Genomic DNA, 15887 nt, shown 5'->3' with positions numbered 1-15887 from the left:
GCCCAGGCTAATCAATAAGGCAGACCGACGTAGTTTTCGGCCAGCGCCGTGGATGCAGCCTTGGAATGCACCAGATAGTCGAGCTCGGCCTCCTGGATGCGTTGGCCGAACTCGCCGGTCTCGGGAAAGCGGTGCAGCATCGTCGTCATCCACCAGGAGAAGCGCACGGCTTTCCACACACGCGCCAGCGCCTTGGCCGAATAGGCGTCGAGCCCGGCCCCTGACCTGTCACGGTAGAATTCACGAAGTCCGGCAAAGAGATAGCGCACGTCGCTGGCAGCGAGGTTGAGGCCCTTGGCGCCGGTCGGCGGCACGATGTGGGCGGCATCGCCGACCAGGAACAGTTTTCCGAAGCGCATCGGCTCGGCGACGAAGGAGCGCAGCGGCGCAATCGACTTCTCGAAAGACGGCCCGGTGGTGACGGCGGCGGCTATCTGCGCCGGCAGGCGGCGACGCAACTCGTCCCAGAAGCGCTCGTCGGACCAGTCCTCGACGCGCTCATCGGCGGGAACCTGCACATAGTAGCGGCTGCGCTGCGGCGAGCGCATCGAGCAGAGTGCAAAGCCGCGCTCGTGATTGGCATAGACCAGCTCGTGGTCCGCCGGCGGCACCTCGGCCAGCACGCCCAGCCAGCTGAACGCATACTGCCGCTCGAACGTCTTCAGTGCGCCCTCCGGCACCGACTTGCGGCTGACGCCGTGATAGCCGTCGCAGCCGGCGATGAAGTCGCAATCGATGCGATGCGTCGCGCCATCCTTGTCATAGGCGACAAAGGGAGACGCGCCATCGAAATCATGCAGCGCGACATTCGATGTTTCGAACACGGTGACCAGCCCGGCCGCCTCGCGCTTCTGCATCAGATCGAGCGTCACCTCGGTCTGGCCATAGACGGTGACATGCTTGCCGCCGGTGAGCGCGCTCATGTCGATGCGATGCGCGCGGCCGTCGAAGGCGAGCGAGATGCCTTCATGCGGCAGGCCCTGGGCATGCAGCCGGTCCGCCGCGCCCGCTTCGCCGAGCAGGTCGACCGTGCCCTGCTCCAGCACGCCGGCACGCACCCGCCCAAGCACATGCTCGCGACTCGACCGTTCGAGAATGATGGTCTCGACGCCGATGCCGGCGAGCAACTGGCCGAGCAGCAGGCCGGACGGCCCCGAGCCAACGATGACGACGTGTGTGCGCATCAGTGACCAAGGCTCTCGATCTGCGCGGTCAACTCGGCGGCAAGCCTGAGCGCGGCCGCCGTCGCCACCACCATTTGCGGCAGGATCAACCACTCCAGTGTCCAGGCCGCACCCGAGCGCTCCTGCTCATGCACCAGCGCCTGATGCATGCCGGAAAGCTGCACCGCATTGAAGCGCGCCAGCGCCACCAGCGCTTCGGCCTTCACCGGATTCTGCTTGTGCGACATGGCCGACGAGCCGCCACCGCCGGACAGCTTGATGTCGGAGCCAACCTCCGCCATCAGCGCAATGTCCTGCCCGAATTTGCCGAGGCCGCCGGTCACCAGCGACAGCCAACCGGCGAACTCAGCGAGCGCGTCGCGCTGGCTATGCCATTGCGGCGCATCGGCAAGACCAAGCTTCGCGGCAAGCGCTGAGCGCACGGCCGTGGCCTTGTCGCCGAGCTTTTCCAGCGTGCCGGCGGCGCCGCCGAACTGCACCACCAACAACCGGCTGGAGAGTTCCCCAAAGCGTTCCTGGTGACGTTCGAGCGGCGCCCTCCAGGAAGCAGTCCGATTGGTCACTGTGATCGGGATCGCCGGCTGCATGCGCGTCATCGCCATGAACTGACGTTCTCCGAACTCCAGCTCGAGTCCGGTAAGGCGCGCGACATTTTCGCCAAGCAGCAGGCCGATATGGTCACTGGCCTGCCGCAGGCGCAGCACAAGCGATGTGTCGATGACATCCTGGCTGGTGGCGCCGAAATGCACATATGCATCGTGCGGCGCGCCAACTGCAGCTTTGACCTGCCCAACCAGTTCCGGCACCACTACGCCGTCCCTGGCGACGCCGGCGCGCAGCTTCGCGGTGTCCGGCCGGAACGCTGCCAGCGCCTTCACGATCGCGGCCGCGGCATCGCGTGGGATTACGCCGTGTTCAGCCTCGGCTTCAGCCAGCGCCCGCTCGAAGGTGAGCATCGCATCGATGTCCGCTTCCAGGGAAAAATGCCGCGCCGCCTCCTCGTCGCCGAGCAGACCGGAAAGCAACGGATGATCGAAGGGCGAAACGGTCATAGCGGTTGCGGTCAGCTGTCGAAGAAGACCGTCTCCTTTTCGCCCTGCAAATGGACATCGAAAACATAGGCGTCGACCTGCCGCTCGGCGATCAGCGTCGGCACGCGCAGGCGATGCTCGATGCGGGCAAGGATCGGATCCTCGGCATTGGCCTTTTCCTCATCCGAAAAATAGAGCCGGGTGTGCAGGCCGACATTGATGCCGCGCGCCACGATCCACAGCGTGATATGCGGCGCCATCAGCCGCCCGTCGCGGAACGGCACGCGGCCCGGCTTGATCGTGTGGAACCGGCAGACGCCTGTTTCCATGTCGGTCGGCTGCCGGCCCCACCCTTGGAAATTAGGATCTGCCGCGCCGCGCAATTCTGCCGGCGAATTGTAAAGCCCGTCGGCATCAGCCTGCCAGATCTCGATCAGCGCATCCTTGAGCGGCGTGTCGGTGCCGTCGAGGACGCGGATGCGCAGCTCGATGCGCTCGCCCTTGGTCTCGCTGTTGACCATCGTCGAGCCGAGGTCGCTCTGATAGACGCCGCCGATGCCGCAGAAATTGGGCGTCAGCCCGATATGCACGTAAGGGCCTGCGGTCTGCGAAGGGCTCTCCTTCAGCCGGTCGAGCGACTGCGCCATCAATTGCCCTCCGGCCTGTTCTCGAACAGCGTCGAGCGGCGCCCGCGCAGCACGATGTCGAACTTGTAGGCGAGCGCGTCCATCGGGATCGTCGACTGCATATCGAGCCCGGCGATCAGCGCCTCGACCGCGGCCTTGTTGGAAATGCCGCCGACGATCGGGCAGCGCCAGATCAGCGGATCGCCCTCGAAATACATCTGCGTGATCAGCCGCTGCGCGAAGCCGTGGCCGAACACGGAAAAATGGATATGAGCCGGCCGCCAGTCGTTCGGACCGTTCGGCCACGGATAGGGCCCAGGCCTGACGGTGCGAAAGGCGTAGCCGCCATCCTCGCCGGTGATCGCGCGGCCGCAGCCGCCGAAATTCGGATCGAGCGGTGCGAGATAGCCGTCCTTCTTGTGACGGTAGCGGCCGCCCGCATTGGCCTGCCAGAATTCGAGCAGCGCGCCCGGCACGCCCTTGCCGCGCTCGTCGAGCACGCGTCCATGGACGATGATGCGCTCACCGATGGCGCTCTCGCCGGCCTTGGCGAAATTGTGGATCAGGTCATTGTCGAGCTCGCCCAGCATCGCGTGCCCGAACACTGGACCGGTCAGTTCCGACAGCGTGTTGTCGAACGACAACAACGCTTTCTGCGGCGAGCGCAGCACCGAGCTCTTGTAGTTCGGCGTGAAGGCCGCCGGATGCCACTGGCGGTCGCGCTGGAAGAAGGCGCCGGTTTCCGGCGCGCGGTTTGAGCCGGGCTCAGCCATGGGCGGTCTTGGCTCCGTCCATCTGCGCGAACACCTCCTTGGCGATCTTGAAGGCGCGGTTTGCGGCCGGCACGCCGGCATAGATCGCGACATGCAGGAAGGCCTCGCAGATGTCGTCTCGCGTGGCGCCTGTATTGGCGGTGGCGCGCACATGCATGGCGACTTCCTCGTCATGGCCAAGTGCCGCAAGCAGCGCCAGCGTCACGATCGAACGCTCGCGCTTCGACCAGCCCGGTCGCGCCCACACGGTTCCCCAGGCGGCTTCGGTGATCAGCTGCTGGAACGGGCGGTCGAAATCCGTGGCGGTATCCTCGGCACGGTCGACGTGGGGATCGCCGAGCACGGCGCGGCGGACCTCGAGACCGGTCCGGTAGCGGTTCTTCGTGACATCATCCATGAGCAGACTTTCCCTCGGGCAACGAGGCGACGAAATCGCGGATCAGACTGACGAGCGCTTCGGGCTGCTCGATGCACGGAATGTGTGCGGCATTGCGGATAACTTCGAAACGCGCGCCGGGGATCAGGCCGGCCAGCGAGCGGACCAGCTCCGGCGGCGTCGAACCATCCTGGTCGCCGACGATGCAGAGCGTCGGCACAGCGATGCGCCGCGCGCTGTCGGTGAAATCGGCGTCGCGCACCGCCTTGCATGTGCCGATATAGCCGGGCAGCGCCTGCCTGGTCAGCATGTTGCGGCAGCCGGCCAGATCGGCGGCGCGCGCTGCGTGGAATTCCGGTGTGAACCACACTTTCATGATGCCGTCGGCGATAACCTCGATGCCGTCGCGCTCGATGGTTGCGATGCGCGTGTTCCAGCTCTCTGCCGTGCCTATTTTGTGCGCGGTGTCGCTGAGGATCAGCGCCTCGACGCATTTTGGATGGCGGGTATAGAGCCGCTGCGCGATCAGGCCGCCGACCGACAGGCCGTAGAGCACGACCTTCCTGAAACCGAAATGATCGATGAGGCCCAGCAGGTCGTCGACATGGTCGTCGATCGAGCGCACGCCGCTGCCGATATCCGACAGCCCATGGCCGCGCTTGTCGTAGATCAGCATCGGCATTTCGCCCGTCAGTTTCGCGACGACGTCGTCCCAGATCCGGAAGTCGGTGCCCAACGAATTGATGAAGATGATCGGACGCGACGTGCCGGTCGCCTCGATATGGCGATGATGCAGCGTGACGCCGCCTATGCTGACGAATGGCACGATTTCGATCCTCCGAAGCCACATTGCACCAGCAGTTTGGTTCGGTAAAATGATATTTTGCGGCGTTTCATTAACTCTGAGGTTATCGAACCATGGCCGAAAGCCGGATCCGCTTCCGCCACCTCCAAGCGTTTCTCGAAGTCGCGCGGCAAGGCAGCGTCGCGCGCGCAGCCGACTTCCTGCATGTCAGCGCGCCCGCCGTCACCAAGACTTTGCGCGAGTTGGAGGAAGCGCTGGGCATCGCGGTGGTCGAGCGCGACGGGCGCGGCATTCGCGTCACGCGTCTCGGCGAGATCTTCCTTGGACATGCCGGCTCGGCGATTTCGGCGCTGAAGCGCGGCGTCGATTCCGTGCGCCAGGACGGCGCCCTCAATCGCGACCCGATCCGTATCGGCGCGCTGCCGACCGTGTCGGCGCGGGTGATGCCGCTCGCCATGAACCTGTTCCTCGAGGAGAACACCGGCGCCGCGCTCAAGATCGTCACCGGCGAGAATGCCGTGCTGCTCGAACAGTTGCGCGTCGGGGCGCTCGATCTCGTCGTCGGCCGCCTTGCCGCGCCGGAGCACATGACCGGCTTCTTTTTCGAACACCTCTATTCGGAGCAGGTGCTGTTCGTGGTGCGGGCCGGGCATCCCTTGTCGGAGCCAGGAACAGACATCTTCGCACGGCTCGACGAATTCCCCGTGCTGATGCCGACGCGCGAATCCGTCATCCGGCCTTTCGTCGACCGGCTCTTCATCACCAATGGCATGACCGCGCCGGCGACGGAAATCGAAACCGTTTCCGATTCCTTCGGCCGCTCCTTCATGCGCCAGAGCAACGCGGTGTGGATCATCTCTGCCGGCGTCGTCGCCAACGAGATCGCCAGCGGCGCCTTCGTCGCCCTGCCGGTCGATACGGAGGAGACCAAAGGGCCGGTGGGCTTGACCATGCGCACCGACACCGCGCCCTCGCCGGCCTTCACCATCCTCTTGCAGACGATCCGCGAGGCCTCGCGGCACCACGCCTGATGATCGGCCCTGGCAGAGTTCGAATTCCCTAACCCAGGGGTTAATAAAACACCGTAAAATATCATTTTACCGAACCAAACCGCTAGTGCAATGTGACCTCGGAGGATCGAAAGCCGTACTGTCCGGAGGCAAGCGGAAACCCGTTTCGCCGTCGTGTCGAACGGCCACTGAGGGAGGAGCAGATGTCTCGCATTATCGGCAGCAAACCCACTCTATCGGGCATTTCACGGCGCCAGTTCATCGCCACGTCGGTGGCAGGCGGCGCGGCACTGGCATTCGGCCGCGGCAAGGCCTTCGCGCAAAGTGCCGACACGCTCAAGGTGGGCTTCGTCAGTCCGCGCACCGGCCCGCTCGCCGGCTTCGGCGAGACCGACGGCTATGTGCTCGACCTCGCCCGCAAGGCTCTGGCCAATGGCATCGAGCTCGGCGGCAAGAAATACAGTGTCGAGATCCTCGACCAGGACACCCAGTCCGACCCGTCCCGCGCCGGCCAGTTGGCAAAAGACCTGATCAACAACCAGGCCATCGACCTGATGCTCGCCGTCTCCACGCCCGAGGTTATCAATCCGGTGGCGGATGCCTGCGAAGCAGCCGGTGTGCCCTGCCTGTCGACCGTCATGCCGTGGGAGGCCTGGTATTTCGGCCGTGGCGCCAAGCCCGGCGCGCCCTCGCCATTCAAATGGACCTATCATTTCGGCTTCGGTGTCGGCGAATTCTTCAAGACCTACATTTCGCAGTGGAACCTGATCGAGACCAACAAGAAGGTCGGCGTCATGTATCCGAACGACGCCGACGGTAACGCCATCCGCGCCAACCTCGCGCCGCTTCTGGCCAAGCAGGGTTTCACGATCGTCGATCCCGGCGCCTACGAGACCGGCACCACCGACTATTCCTCGCAGATCGCGCTGTTCAAGCAGGAGGGCGTCGAGATCTTCAACTCTTTCCCGATCCCGCCCGATTTCGCCGCCTTCTGGCGCCAGGCCGCGCAGCAGGGCCTGACAAGGCAGATCAAGATCGCCCAGGTCGCCAAGACCGGCCTGTTCCCCTCCGACATCGAGGCGCTGGGCGATCTCGGCATGAAGATTGCGAGTGCCGCCTACTGGCACAAGGCCTTCCCGTACAAGTCGCCGCTGACCGGCGTCTCGGGAACGGAACTGGCCGATGGCTACGAGGCGACAAGCGGCAAGCAGTGGACGCAGCAACTCGGCGCCTCGATGTCGCTGCTCGACGCCGGCTTCGAAGCCCTGAAGGCGAGCACCAACGCCAAGGACAAGGCGGCGGTGGCCAAGGCACTGAGCACGCTGAAGACCGAGACCATGATCGGCAAGGTCGACTTCACCAGCGGCCCGGTCGCCAACGTCTCGCCCGGCCCGATCATCGGCACGCAATGGGTCGCTGCCAAGGAAGGCTCGAAGTTCCCGCTCGACTATGTCGTGACCGAGAACGCCACCGATCCGAACGTGCCGGTCGGAGCCAAGCTCCAGCCTTATAACGGCTGACCTGTCGAGGGACCGCATCGTGAACGCCACGCCCAACGGTGCGATCCTCAGCGCCGCCGGCATCCACAAGCGCTTCGGCGCGCTTGTGGTGCTCGACGACATCGACTTTGCCATGGGCGCCGAAGAGGCAGTGGGCATCGTCGGCCCGAACGGCGCCGGCAAGACGACGCTGCTCAGCGTGCTTTCCGGCGCCTATCCACCAAGCGCCGGAACGATTGCCTTCAAGGGCGATGACGTGACGGTGCTGCCGGCGACGCAGCGCTGCCGGCTGGGCCTCGTCCGCACGCACCAGGTGCCAAAACCGTTCGGCGGCATGACAGCTTTCGAGAATGTCTTCGTCGCCGCCTCGCACGGCGCCGGCCTCGGCCGCGACGAGGCCTATGAGGAAGCGCTCAGCTCGCTGAAGCTCTGCGGCATGCTGGGCGTCGCGAACCGGCGCGCCGAGACGCTTGGCTTGCTCGATCGCAAGCGGCTGGAGCTGGCGCGCGCGCTGGCGGCGAAGCCGACGCTGCTTCTGCTCGACGAGATCGGCGGCGGCCTGACCGACGGCGAGGCCAGCGAGCTCGTCGAGACCATCGGCGAATTGCGCCGCCGCAGAATAGGCATTGTCTGGATCGAGCACATCGTCCACATCCTGCTGCAGGTGGCCGAGCGACTGATCTGCATGGATGCGGGAAAGATCATCGCCGACGGCGACCCGCAGGCGGTGATGGCCGACCCGCAGGTGATCAGCGCCTATCTCGGCGGAGGCCCGAAATGAGCCTGCTGTCGGTCGAGGATCTGGTCGTCCGGCATGGCCTGCTGCAGGCGGTGCGCGGCGTGAGCTTCGGTATCGAGCGCGGCGAGACGCTGGCGCTGGTCGGCGCCAACGGCGCCGGCAAGACGACATTGTTGAGAGCCATCGCCGGCGCGCATCAGGCAGCTTCGGGCCGCGTGGTCTTCGACGGCGCCGACCTTTCCGGCGTGCCTTCGCATGAGCGCGTCCGCAAGGGCATCGCGCTGGTGCCCGAAGGCCGGCGGCTGTTCGTGCAGATGACGGTCGAGGAGAACCTCCTGCTCGGCCGCGTCGCCGGCCGTCCGGGCGACTGGAGCGTCGACAAGGTGCTCGACACCTTCCCCAACCTCAAGCCGCGCCGCCACGCCAAGGCGGGTCATCTCTCCGGCGGCGAGCAGCAGGCGACGGCAATCGGCCGCGCGCTGATGAGCAATCCCGACCTGCTCCTGCTCGACGAGGTCTCGCTCGGCCTGTCGCCGCTGGTCGTCGACCGCGTCTACGCCTCGCTGCAGGGGCTGATCAACTCCGGCACGACGATCATCCTTGTCGAGCAGGACCTCAACCGCGCGCTCTCCGTCTCCGACAAGGTCATCTGCATGCTGGAGGGCCGGATCGTGCTTGCGGGCGACAGCAAGAGCGTTTCGCGCGACGAGGTGACCAAAGCCTATTTCGGCCTGCACCGCAAAGGCGCCGGAGGCGTGCCGGCATGACCAACCAGATCGTCCAGGGCATCTTGCTTGGCGGCTATTACGCGCTGATCGCCTGCGGCCTCTCCTTCATGTTCTCGGTGATGCGCATCATCAACCTGGCGCATGGCAGCCTTGCCGTGCTGTCGGCCTTCGCGCTGTGGCTGCTCGCCTCGCACCTCCACGTCCCGCCTTTCCTGGGCCTCGCCATCGTGCTGCCGCTGATGGCCGTGATCGGCTGGGCCTTGCAGCGCTTCCTGCTCGAGCGGAGCGCCCGCGGCGGCGCGCTCTTACCGATCCTCACCACCTTCGGCCTCGCCATCGTCATCGACAATGTGCTGTTCGAGCAGTTCGGCGCCGACACGCGCTCGCTGGCGCCCTTTATCGGCAGCCTGTCCTACGATTCCTGGGAATGGCCGGGCAGCATCTATGTCGGCAAGCTCGCGGTGATCATCTTCGCCACCGCCGTCGTCCTGCTCGGCGGGCTACAGCTGTTCCTTACCCGCACCGGGCTCGGCCGCTCGATCCGCGCCACTTCGGAAGACCCCGACACCGCCGGCCTCGTCGGCGTCGACGCGCGCCGCGCCAACGCCCTGGCCGCCGCCATTGCCATGGTCACGGTCGGTCTCGCCGGCGCCTTTCTCGGCATGCGCGCTACCTTCGATCCCTATGCCGGCGCGACGCAACTTCTGTTCGCCTTCGAGGCGGCCGTCATTGGCGGTGCCGGTTCGCTCTGGGGCACGCTGGTCGGCGGCATCGTGCTGGCGCTCGCCCAAACGCTCGGCGCCAAGGTACACCCGCAAGGCTTTCTCATCGGCGGCCATGTCGCCTTCCTGATCGTGCTGTTCATCCGGCTCTACACTTCCGGCCTCGGCCTGCGCGGCTTGCTGCGGTTCTCAACGGGGAAGGTGTCATGAGCGCCGCCTCCCCCGTCATCGAGCGCGGCACGGCCGCCTCGCGCATCGCCGGCTTCGGCGTCGCGATCATCATCCTGCTGCTTGCCGTCGCGCCGCAGTTCCTCTCCGCCGGCGCGGTCGACCGCATGACCGCTTTGTTCATCTATGTGATCCTCGCCGCGATGTGGAATGCGCTCGCCGGCTTCGGCGGTCTGGTCTCGGTCGGCCAGCAGGTGTTCTTCGGCCTCGGCGCTTACTTCGCCATCCGCCTCGCCAATGCCGGGCTCAATCCGTTCGTCTCGCTGTTCGTTTCGGCGGTCATCGTCGGCGCCGTGTCCTGGCCGATCTCGCTGTTCATGCTGCGCTTGAGGAACGGCGAGTTCGCCATCGGCATGTGGGTGATAGCGGCACTCACCCACCTTCTCGTCAATCTCGACCGGTTGATCCAGGGCGAGACCGGCACCTCGCTGATCTCGCTCAACGTCTACGACGCGTCGACAAGGCGCGTTGCGATCTACTGGCTGGCACTGGCCTCGATGACGGCGCTGCTCGCCGTCCTGTTCGGCTTGCTGCGCGGCAGCACGGGCGCCGCAATCCGCGCCATCCGCGACAATGAGGACGCGGCAGCCTCCATCGGCGTGCGCGTCACCGGCACCAAGCGGCTGCTCTTCGTGCTCGCCGCCTTCGGCATCGGCGTCGCCGGCGCGCTGTGGCTGGCGACCGCGATCACCTTCCAGCCGAAAACCTATTTCAGCGTGCAGTGGACGGCCTACATGATCTTCATGGTGCTGGTCGGCGGCATCGGCACCTTCGAGGGCGCCATCCTCGGCGCGCTGCTGTTCTTTATCATCGAGACGTGGTTCGGCGGCACCGGCGTCTGGTACCTGATCGGCCTCGGCGCCACGGCGCTGGTCTTCTCGCTGCTGTTGCCGCGCGGTCTGTGGGGCACGCTCGAAGAACGCTTCGGCTGGCGCCTATTGCCGGTCGGCTACCGCGTCAGGCTTCCCGTCAACGCAAGCGTCACGACCGGTGGGACCGCTCCGCCGGCACAGGTAACAACATCTCGGGAGAAAGCGTAAGCATGCTGTTCGGCAAGACGATCCTCATCACCGGCGTCGCCTCGGGCATCGGCGCCCGCACGGCGGAACTGGCGGGCCAACTTGGCGCCGATGTGATCGGCGTCGACATGCGCGAGCCAGTCGATCATCAGGGCATCTTCGTCAAGGCCGACATCTCGTCCAAAGCCGGCGTCGACGATCTTGTCGCGCGACTGCCGCAGCGTCTGGATGCGCTGTGCAACGTCGCCGGCCTCTCCGGCAACACCGGCGCTGCGCCGACGCTCGCCGTCAATTTCTACGGCCTGCGCGCGCTCTCGGAGGCGCTGGCGCCGAAACTTCGCGAGGGCGGTGCCATCGTCAACGTCGCCTCGATTGCCGGCTATGGCTGGCGCGCCAATCTGAACCGCGCAGCCTCTATGGTCAGCGTCGAAGGTTTTCCCGATGTCCCGAGGGTGATTGCCGACCACGCAGTCAAGAACGAGGAAGGCTATCCGGTCTCGAAGGAGCTCTTGCTCCTGTGGACCTTCCGCGCCGCGCATCAGGAGCTGTTCAAGAGCCGCGGCATCCGCATCAACGCGGTGAGCCCGGGCCCGGTGGAGACGCCGATCCTCAAACAGTTCCGCAGCGTGCTGGGCGACGCGAAGGTCGACAGCGACATCGCCCGGGTCGGCCGAGCCGGCACATCGGGCGACATCGCGCCAGTCGTGCTGTTCCTGTGCTCGGACGGCGCGCGCTGGATCAACGGCGCCAACGTGCCCGTCGACGGCGGCCTCGAGGCGTCGATCAACGCGGAAGTGCTTGGCTTCTGATTTTGTAACGCTCCACGGGAGCGAGGGAGAAACCCATGGACATCGGACTTCTGATTGACGGCGACGAAAGGGCGGCAACCGGCAAGGCGTCCTATGAACGTCTCGACCCCTTCACCGGCAAGCTCGCGACGCGCGCCGCCGCTGCAAGCATCGCCGACGCCAACGCGGCCGCCGATGCGGCGGCCGCTGCTTTCGATGCCTGGTCGAAGACCGGGCCCGGTGAACGTCGTGCGCTGCTTTCCAAGGCTGCCGATGTCATGGCCTCGAAGGTCGGCGAATTCACGAAGCTGATGATGGAAGAGACCGGCGCCACCGGACCCTGGGCCGGCTTCAATGTCATGCTGGCGTCCAACATGCTGCGCGAGGCGGCCGCGATGACCACGCAGATTTCCGGCGAGGTCATTCCGTCCGACAAGCCCGGCACGCTCGCCATGGCGATCCGTCAGCCGGCCGGCGTCTGCCTCGGTATCGCGCCGTGGAATGCGCCGGTGATCCTCGGCACGCGTGCGCTCGCAATGCCGCTCGCCTGCGGCAACACGGTGGTGTTGAAGGCGTCGGAAATGTGCCCGGGCACGCATCGCCTGATCGGCCAGGTGCTGGTCGAGGCCGGCCTGCCCAAAGGCGTCGTCAATGTCGTCACCAACGACCCAAAGGACGCGGCGGCAATCGTCGAGGCGCTGATCGCGCATCCGGCGGTGAAGCGCGTCAATTTCACGGGTTCAACCAAGGTCGGCCGCATCATCGCCGAGCTCTCCGGACGGCATCTCAAGCCGGCCCTGCTCGAGCTCGGCGGCAAGGCGCCACTGGTCGTGCTCGACGACGCCGACATCGATGCGGCGGTCAATGCCGCTGTTTTCGGCGCCTTCATGCATCAGGGCCAGATCTGCATGTCGACCGAGCGCCTGATCGTCGACGAAAAGATCGCCGACGCTTTCGTCGCCAAGCTCGCCGCGCGTGCCTCGCAACTGCCGGCCGGCGACCCGCGCGGCCATGTCGTGCTCGGCTCGCTGATCAGCAGCCAGGCCGCCGACAAGATGGAAGAGCTGATCGCCGACGCGACCGCCAAGGGCGCCAAGCTTGCCGCCGGCGGCAAGCGCACGGGAACGGTCGTGGAAGCCACGCTCCTCGATCACGTGACGCCCGTCATGCGCGTCTATGCGGAAGAATCCTTCGGCCCGGTGAAGCCGGTCATTCGCGTCAAAGGGGAGGACGAAGCGGTACGCGTGGCCAACGACACCGAATACGGCCTGTCCTCCGCTGTCTTCAGCCGGGACATTCGCCGCGCCATGGCTGTCGCCGCGCGCATCCAGGCCGGCATCTGCCACATCAACGGCCCGACCGTCGGCGACGAGGCGCAGATGCCGTTCGGCGGCGTCAAGGGTTCGGGCTATGGCCGCTTCGGCGGCAAGGCCTCGATCGCCGAGTTCACCGACCTGCGCTGGGTGACGATCGAGGATCCGGGCCAGCACTACCCGTTTTGATTCTTCCTTCCCCCTTGTGGGGGAAGGTGGCCGCGAAGCGGCCGGTTGAGGGGTGCTCCAAGGAAAGCCGACGTCCGTGAAATATGCATGGCGAAACAATCGCCAACGTCTCACTCCGCTGGAACACCCCTCATCCGTCTCGGCGCTTCGCGCCGATCCACCTTCTCCCGCAAGGGGAGAAGGTAAGAACCCTCACCCCAGCGTCAGTCCTGCCTTCCTCGCCTCCTCGCGCAGGAATGGCAGGCCGACCTCGATCACGTCGCGCGGATCCTCGGCCACCGGCCGCCATACGGCGAGCCCGCCGGCAATGTCGACATCGACATGGTTCATGCTTTCAAGCGTGATCGCGCCCTGATAGCAGATGTCGGCGATCGCCTTCATGCAGGCCGCCCAGTTGAGCATGCCGCGCCCCGGCACGCCGCGATTGGCTTCCGACACATGCACATAGCCAAGATACGGTGCCGCCGCCTCGAAGCCGGCGGCAAAGCTCTCTTCCTCGATATGCATGTGGTAGGTGTCGAGATGGATGAAGATGTTGTCGGCGCCGACGCGCTCGATGATGCGCACCGCGTCGATGCCGCGATTGATCAGATGGGTCTCATAGCGGTTGCAGGGCTCGATGCCGAGCTTGAGGCTGCGCGACTTCGCCGACTTCGCCGCCCGTTCGAGGAAGCGGCACATGCCGTCGATCTCGCGCTGCGTCGGCGCCCGTCCTGTGGTCTTGCCGATCGTGCCGTAGGTGACGCCGCCAAGCGCCTCGGCGCCCACCTCGTTGCAGACCTTGAAGGCCGGCTGCAGGAAGTCGAGCGCCTCGTCGGGCCGCTCGACCACATCGAGCGCTCGCGGCAGGCCAAGCGACGGGATGAGCTCGACGCCATAGTGATTGGCAAAGCCGCGCGTGCGCTTGGTGTCGATCTCCTCGGGGCGCAGCAGCGGGATCTCCATCAGCCCGATGCCGAGTTCCTTCAGCCGATCCATCTGCGGCTCGATGCGGGCGAGGTCCCAGACCGGCGCGATGGCGAAAGTGTGCAGTCCGAAGGTATTCATATCAGCCTCGTTGCTCATGCGCCGCCGCGGCGGCAATGTCGCCGCCGCCGACGATGCGGCTGACGACTTCGTTCATATTGGTCCTGGCGGTGACGAGATCGGCGTCCGCCCTGCCGTGGCGCAGCACGACGATGCGGTCGGTGACCGACAGCACGTCGTTCAGCCGGTGCGAGATCAGGATGACGGCGATACCTTCCGACTTCAGCCGCCGGATGAGATCGAGCACGCTCTGCACCTCGCGCACGGCAAGCGCCGCCGTCGGCTCATCCATGATGACGAGCTTCGGATTGAAGGTGAGCGCCCGCGCGATCGCCACCGTCTGCTGCTGGCCGCCGGAAAACGAGCCGACCGACCGGTTTATCGACGGCAGATGCGCGCCGAGCCGCTCGATCATTTTCGCGGCCTGGCGGTCCATCTCGCCTTTGTCGACGAAGCCCGGGAACAGGCCGAACAGGCGCTTCGTCGGCTCGCGGCCAAGGAAGATGTTGGACGCCACGTCCTGCTGCTTGGCCAGCGACAGATCCTGGTAGATCATCTCGATGCCGAGTTGGCGTCGCTGACCCGGGTCAAGGGCAAGAATGTCCTTGCCGTCGAACTCGATCGAGCCGGTGTCGGCGCGGTAGATGCCGGTGATGGTCTTCATCAGCGTCGACTTGCCGGCGCCGTTGTCGCCGACCAGCCCGACCACCTCGCCGGCCGCGACGGACAGATCGACGCCGTGCAAAACGTCGACCGCGCCGAAGCTCTTGCGGATGCCGTGAAGCGAAAGCAGGGTCATACGCGTGACTCCTTCCGCACCTGGTATTGGTCGATGAACACGGCGAGGATCAGCACCGCGCCTATCGCCATCTGCTGGTAATAGGATTGCACCGCAAGCAGCGTCAGCCCATTCTGCAGCACGCCCATGATCAGCGCGCCGATCATGGTGCCGAGGATCGAGGCGCGGCCGCCGAACAGATTGGTACCGCCGATGATTGCCGCCGTGATCGCGGTAAGCTCGTAGTTGATGCCGGCGGTCGGGTCACCCGCATTGACGCGGGCAGTGAAGAGCAGGCCGGCAAGTCCGGCCAGCGCGCCGGACAGCGTGTAGATGATGCGGCGGTGATGCTCGACGCGGATGCCGGCCGCGCGGGCAGCACCCTCACTATCGCCCAGCGCCAGCGTGTGACGGCCGAAGCGCGTATAGGCGAGCACCGCATGCGCCACGATCGCGGTGAGCACGAAGATGATCACCGGCATCGGAATGCCGAACGGCCGCCCCTGGCCGATATAGACGATCTCCGGCGGCAGGCCGTAGATCGCCCTGCCCTGCGAGATGACCAGCGCCAACCCGCGCGCCAGGCCCAGCATGCCGAGCGTGACGATGAAAGCCGGCACGAAAGCGCGGGTGACCAGTTGCCCGTTGATGTAGCCCGCAATCGCGCCGGCCAGGATGCAGGCGATCACCGCGAGCACCGACGGCCAGCCGAGATTCACCGCAACGAAGGCGCCCGCGACGCCGGCAAGGCCCATGACCGAGCCGAGCGACAGATCGAGCCCGCCGGAGCCGATGACGAAGGTGGCGGCAATCGCCAGCACGCCGATCGTCGAGGTCGCGAGCAAGATGTTGAGGAAATTGCTGAGCGACAGGAAATAGGGCGACAGCAGCGCCATCGCCGTGCCCAACGCCAGAAGCACCACCAGCGACTCCAGCCTGATGTGGAGCCTTTCGACGGATGCGCGCTGCACCCGAGCCCAGAAGCCGGGCTGTTCAGAAGCCATATCATTGCACCTTTAAGAGCGGGCAGTAGGCAGTAGGGCTTAGGCAGTA

General features: G+C 65.7%; 17 protein-coding genes. 8 read left to right on the top strand and 9 right to left on the bottom strand.

From position 1 onward, the window contains the following. Positions 1–11 precede the first annotated feature (11 nt). Genes pobA through pcaD form a run of 6 tightly spaced genes read right to left on the bottom strand, consistent with a single transcriptional unit; the run spans position 12 to position 4816 of the window. Entirely contained in the window at positions 12–1184 is a 1173-nt protein-coding gene (gene pobA, locus DPM35_RS09530) for a 4-hydroxybenzoate 3-monooxygenase (protein WP_112126992.1), read from the bottom strand. Next, on the bottom strand, positions 1184–2236 hold the full coding sequence (locus DPM35_RS09525) for a 3-carboxy-cis,cis-muconate cycloisomerase (RefSeq protein WP_112126991.1): 1053 nt from the start codon (positions 2234–2236) through the stop codon (positions 1184–1186). The genes pobA and DPM35_RS09525 overlap by 1 nt, the downstream gene beginning before the upstream one ends. Positions 2237–2247: 11 nt before the next feature. After that, positions 2248–2862, bottom strand: a complete 615-nt coding sequence (pcaG, locus tag DPM35_RS09520; protein ID WP_112126990.1) for a protocatechuate 3,4-dioxygenase subunit alpha — start codon at positions 2860–2862, stop codon at positions 2248–2250. After that, positions 2862–3614, bottom strand: coding sequence for a protocatechuate 3,4-dioxygenase subunit beta (pcaH, locus tag DPM35_RS09515; RefSeq protein ID WP_112126989.1), 753 nt, complete (start codon positions 3612–3614; stop codon positions 2862–2864). Before pcaH ends, pcaG begins: the two co-directional genes overlap by 1 nt. Then, complete coding sequence (gene pcaC / locus DPM35_RS09510; RefSeq protein WP_112126988.1) at positions 3607–4011, bottom strand: 4-carboxymuconolactone decarboxylase; 405 nt, start codon at positions 4009–4011, stop codon at positions 3607–3609. The genes pcaH and pcaC overlap by 8 nt, the downstream gene beginning before the upstream one ends. Continuing rightward, a complete protein-coding gene (gene pcaD / locus DPM35_RS09505) occupies positions 4004–4816 on the bottom strand; it encodes a 3-oxoadipate enol-lactonase (RefSeq protein WP_112127129.1) in 813 nt (270 codons plus the stop codon). Before pcaD ends, pcaC begins: the two co-directional genes overlap by 8 nt. Positions 4817–4908: 92 nt before the next feature. On the opposite strand from pcaD, the gene pcaQ reads away from it, so the two are divergent. The 8 genes from pcaQ (at position 4909) to DPM35_RS09465 (ending at position 13030) form a co-directional block, all read left to right on the top strand. Beyond that, on the top strand, positions 4909–5826 hold the full coding sequence (gene pcaQ / locus DPM35_RS09500; RefSeq protein ID WP_112126987.1) for a pca operon transcription factor PcaQ: 918 nt from the start codon (positions 4909–4911) through the stop codon (positions 5824–5826). Between the two features lie 182 nt (positions 5827–6008). Then, entirely contained in the window at positions 6009–7325 is a 1317-nt protein-coding gene (locus DPM35_RS09495; RefSeq protein WP_112126986.1) for an ABC transporter substrate-binding protein, read from the top strand. Positions 7326–7410: 85 nt separating this feature from the next. After that, complete coding sequence (locus DPM35_RS09490) at positions 7411–8085, top strand: ABC transporter ATP-binding protein (protein ID WP_281004589.1); 675 nt, start codon at positions 7411–7413, stop codon at positions 8083–8085. Then, positions 8082–8810, top strand: coding sequence for an ABC transporter ATP-binding protein (locus DPM35_RS09485; RefSeq protein WP_112126984.1), 729 nt, complete (start codon positions 8082–8084; stop codon positions 8808–8810). The genes DPM35_RS09490 and DPM35_RS09485 overlap by 4 nt, the downstream gene beginning before the upstream one ends. Continuing rightward, on the top strand, positions 8807–9703 hold the full coding sequence (locus DPM35_RS09480) for a branched-chain amino acid ABC transporter permease (protein ID WP_112126983.1): 897 nt from the start codon (positions 8807–8809) through the stop codon (positions 9701–9703). Before DPM35_RS09485 ends, DPM35_RS09480 begins: the two co-directional genes overlap by 4 nt. Beyond that, positions 9700–10761 carry a branched-chain amino acid ABC transporter permease gene (locus DPM35_RS09475; RefSeq protein ID WP_112126982.1) on the top strand — a complete coding sequence of 354 codons (1062 nt, stop codon included), beginning with the start codon at positions 9700–9702 and terminating at the stop codon, positions 10759–10761. The genes DPM35_RS09480 and DPM35_RS09475 overlap by 4 nt, the downstream gene beginning before the upstream one ends. A 2-nt stretch (positions 10762–10763) precedes the next feature. Beyond that, on the top strand, positions 10764–11549 hold the full coding sequence (locus DPM35_RS09470) for a coniferyl-alcohol dehydrogenase (protein WP_112126981.1): 786 nt from the start codon (positions 10764–10766) through the stop codon (positions 11547–11549). 35 nt (positions 11550–11584) lie between these two features. After that, positions 11585–13030: an aldehyde dehydrogenase gene (locus DPM35_RS09465; RefSeq protein WP_112126980.1), complete on the top strand. Its 1446-nt coding sequence runs from the start codon at positions 11585–11587 to the stop codon at positions 13028–13030. A 192-nt stretch (positions 13031–13222) separates the two neighbouring features. On the opposite strand, the gene DPM35_RS09460 is transcribed toward DPM35_RS09465, so the two are convergent. The 3 genes from DPM35_RS09460 to DPM35_RS09450 are packed head-to-tail and all read right to left on the bottom strand — an operon-like array spanning position 13223 to position 15838. Beyond that, the gene (locus DPM35_RS09460; protein WP_112126979.1) at positions 13223–14077 is read right to left on the bottom strand and encodes a sugar phosphate isomerase/epimerase family protein; all 855 of its coding nucleotides are present in this window, start codon (positions 14075–14077) and stop codon (positions 13223–13225) included. Position 14078: 1 nt separating this feature from the next. Then, entirely contained in the window at positions 14079–14855 is a 777-nt protein-coding gene (locus DPM35_RS09455) for an ATP-binding cassette domain-containing protein (RefSeq protein WP_112126978.1), read from the bottom strand. Then, a complete protein-coding gene (locus tag DPM35_RS09450) occupies positions 14852–15838 on the bottom strand; it encodes an ABC transporter permease (protein WP_112126977.1) in 987 nt (328 codons plus the stop codon). The genes DPM35_RS09455 and DPM35_RS09450 overlap by 4 nt, the downstream gene beginning before the upstream one ends. Positions 15839–15887 lie beyond the last annotated feature (49 nt).

This window comes from Mesorhizobium atlanticum, assembly GCF_003289965.1.
In the GTDB taxonomy this organism is placed as follows: domain Bacteria; phylum Pseudomonadota; class Alphaproteobacteria; order Rhizobiales; family Rhizobiaceae; genus Mesorhizobium; species Mesorhizobium atlanticum.
This window is presented reverse-complemented; position numbering and strand designations above follow the sequence as displayed.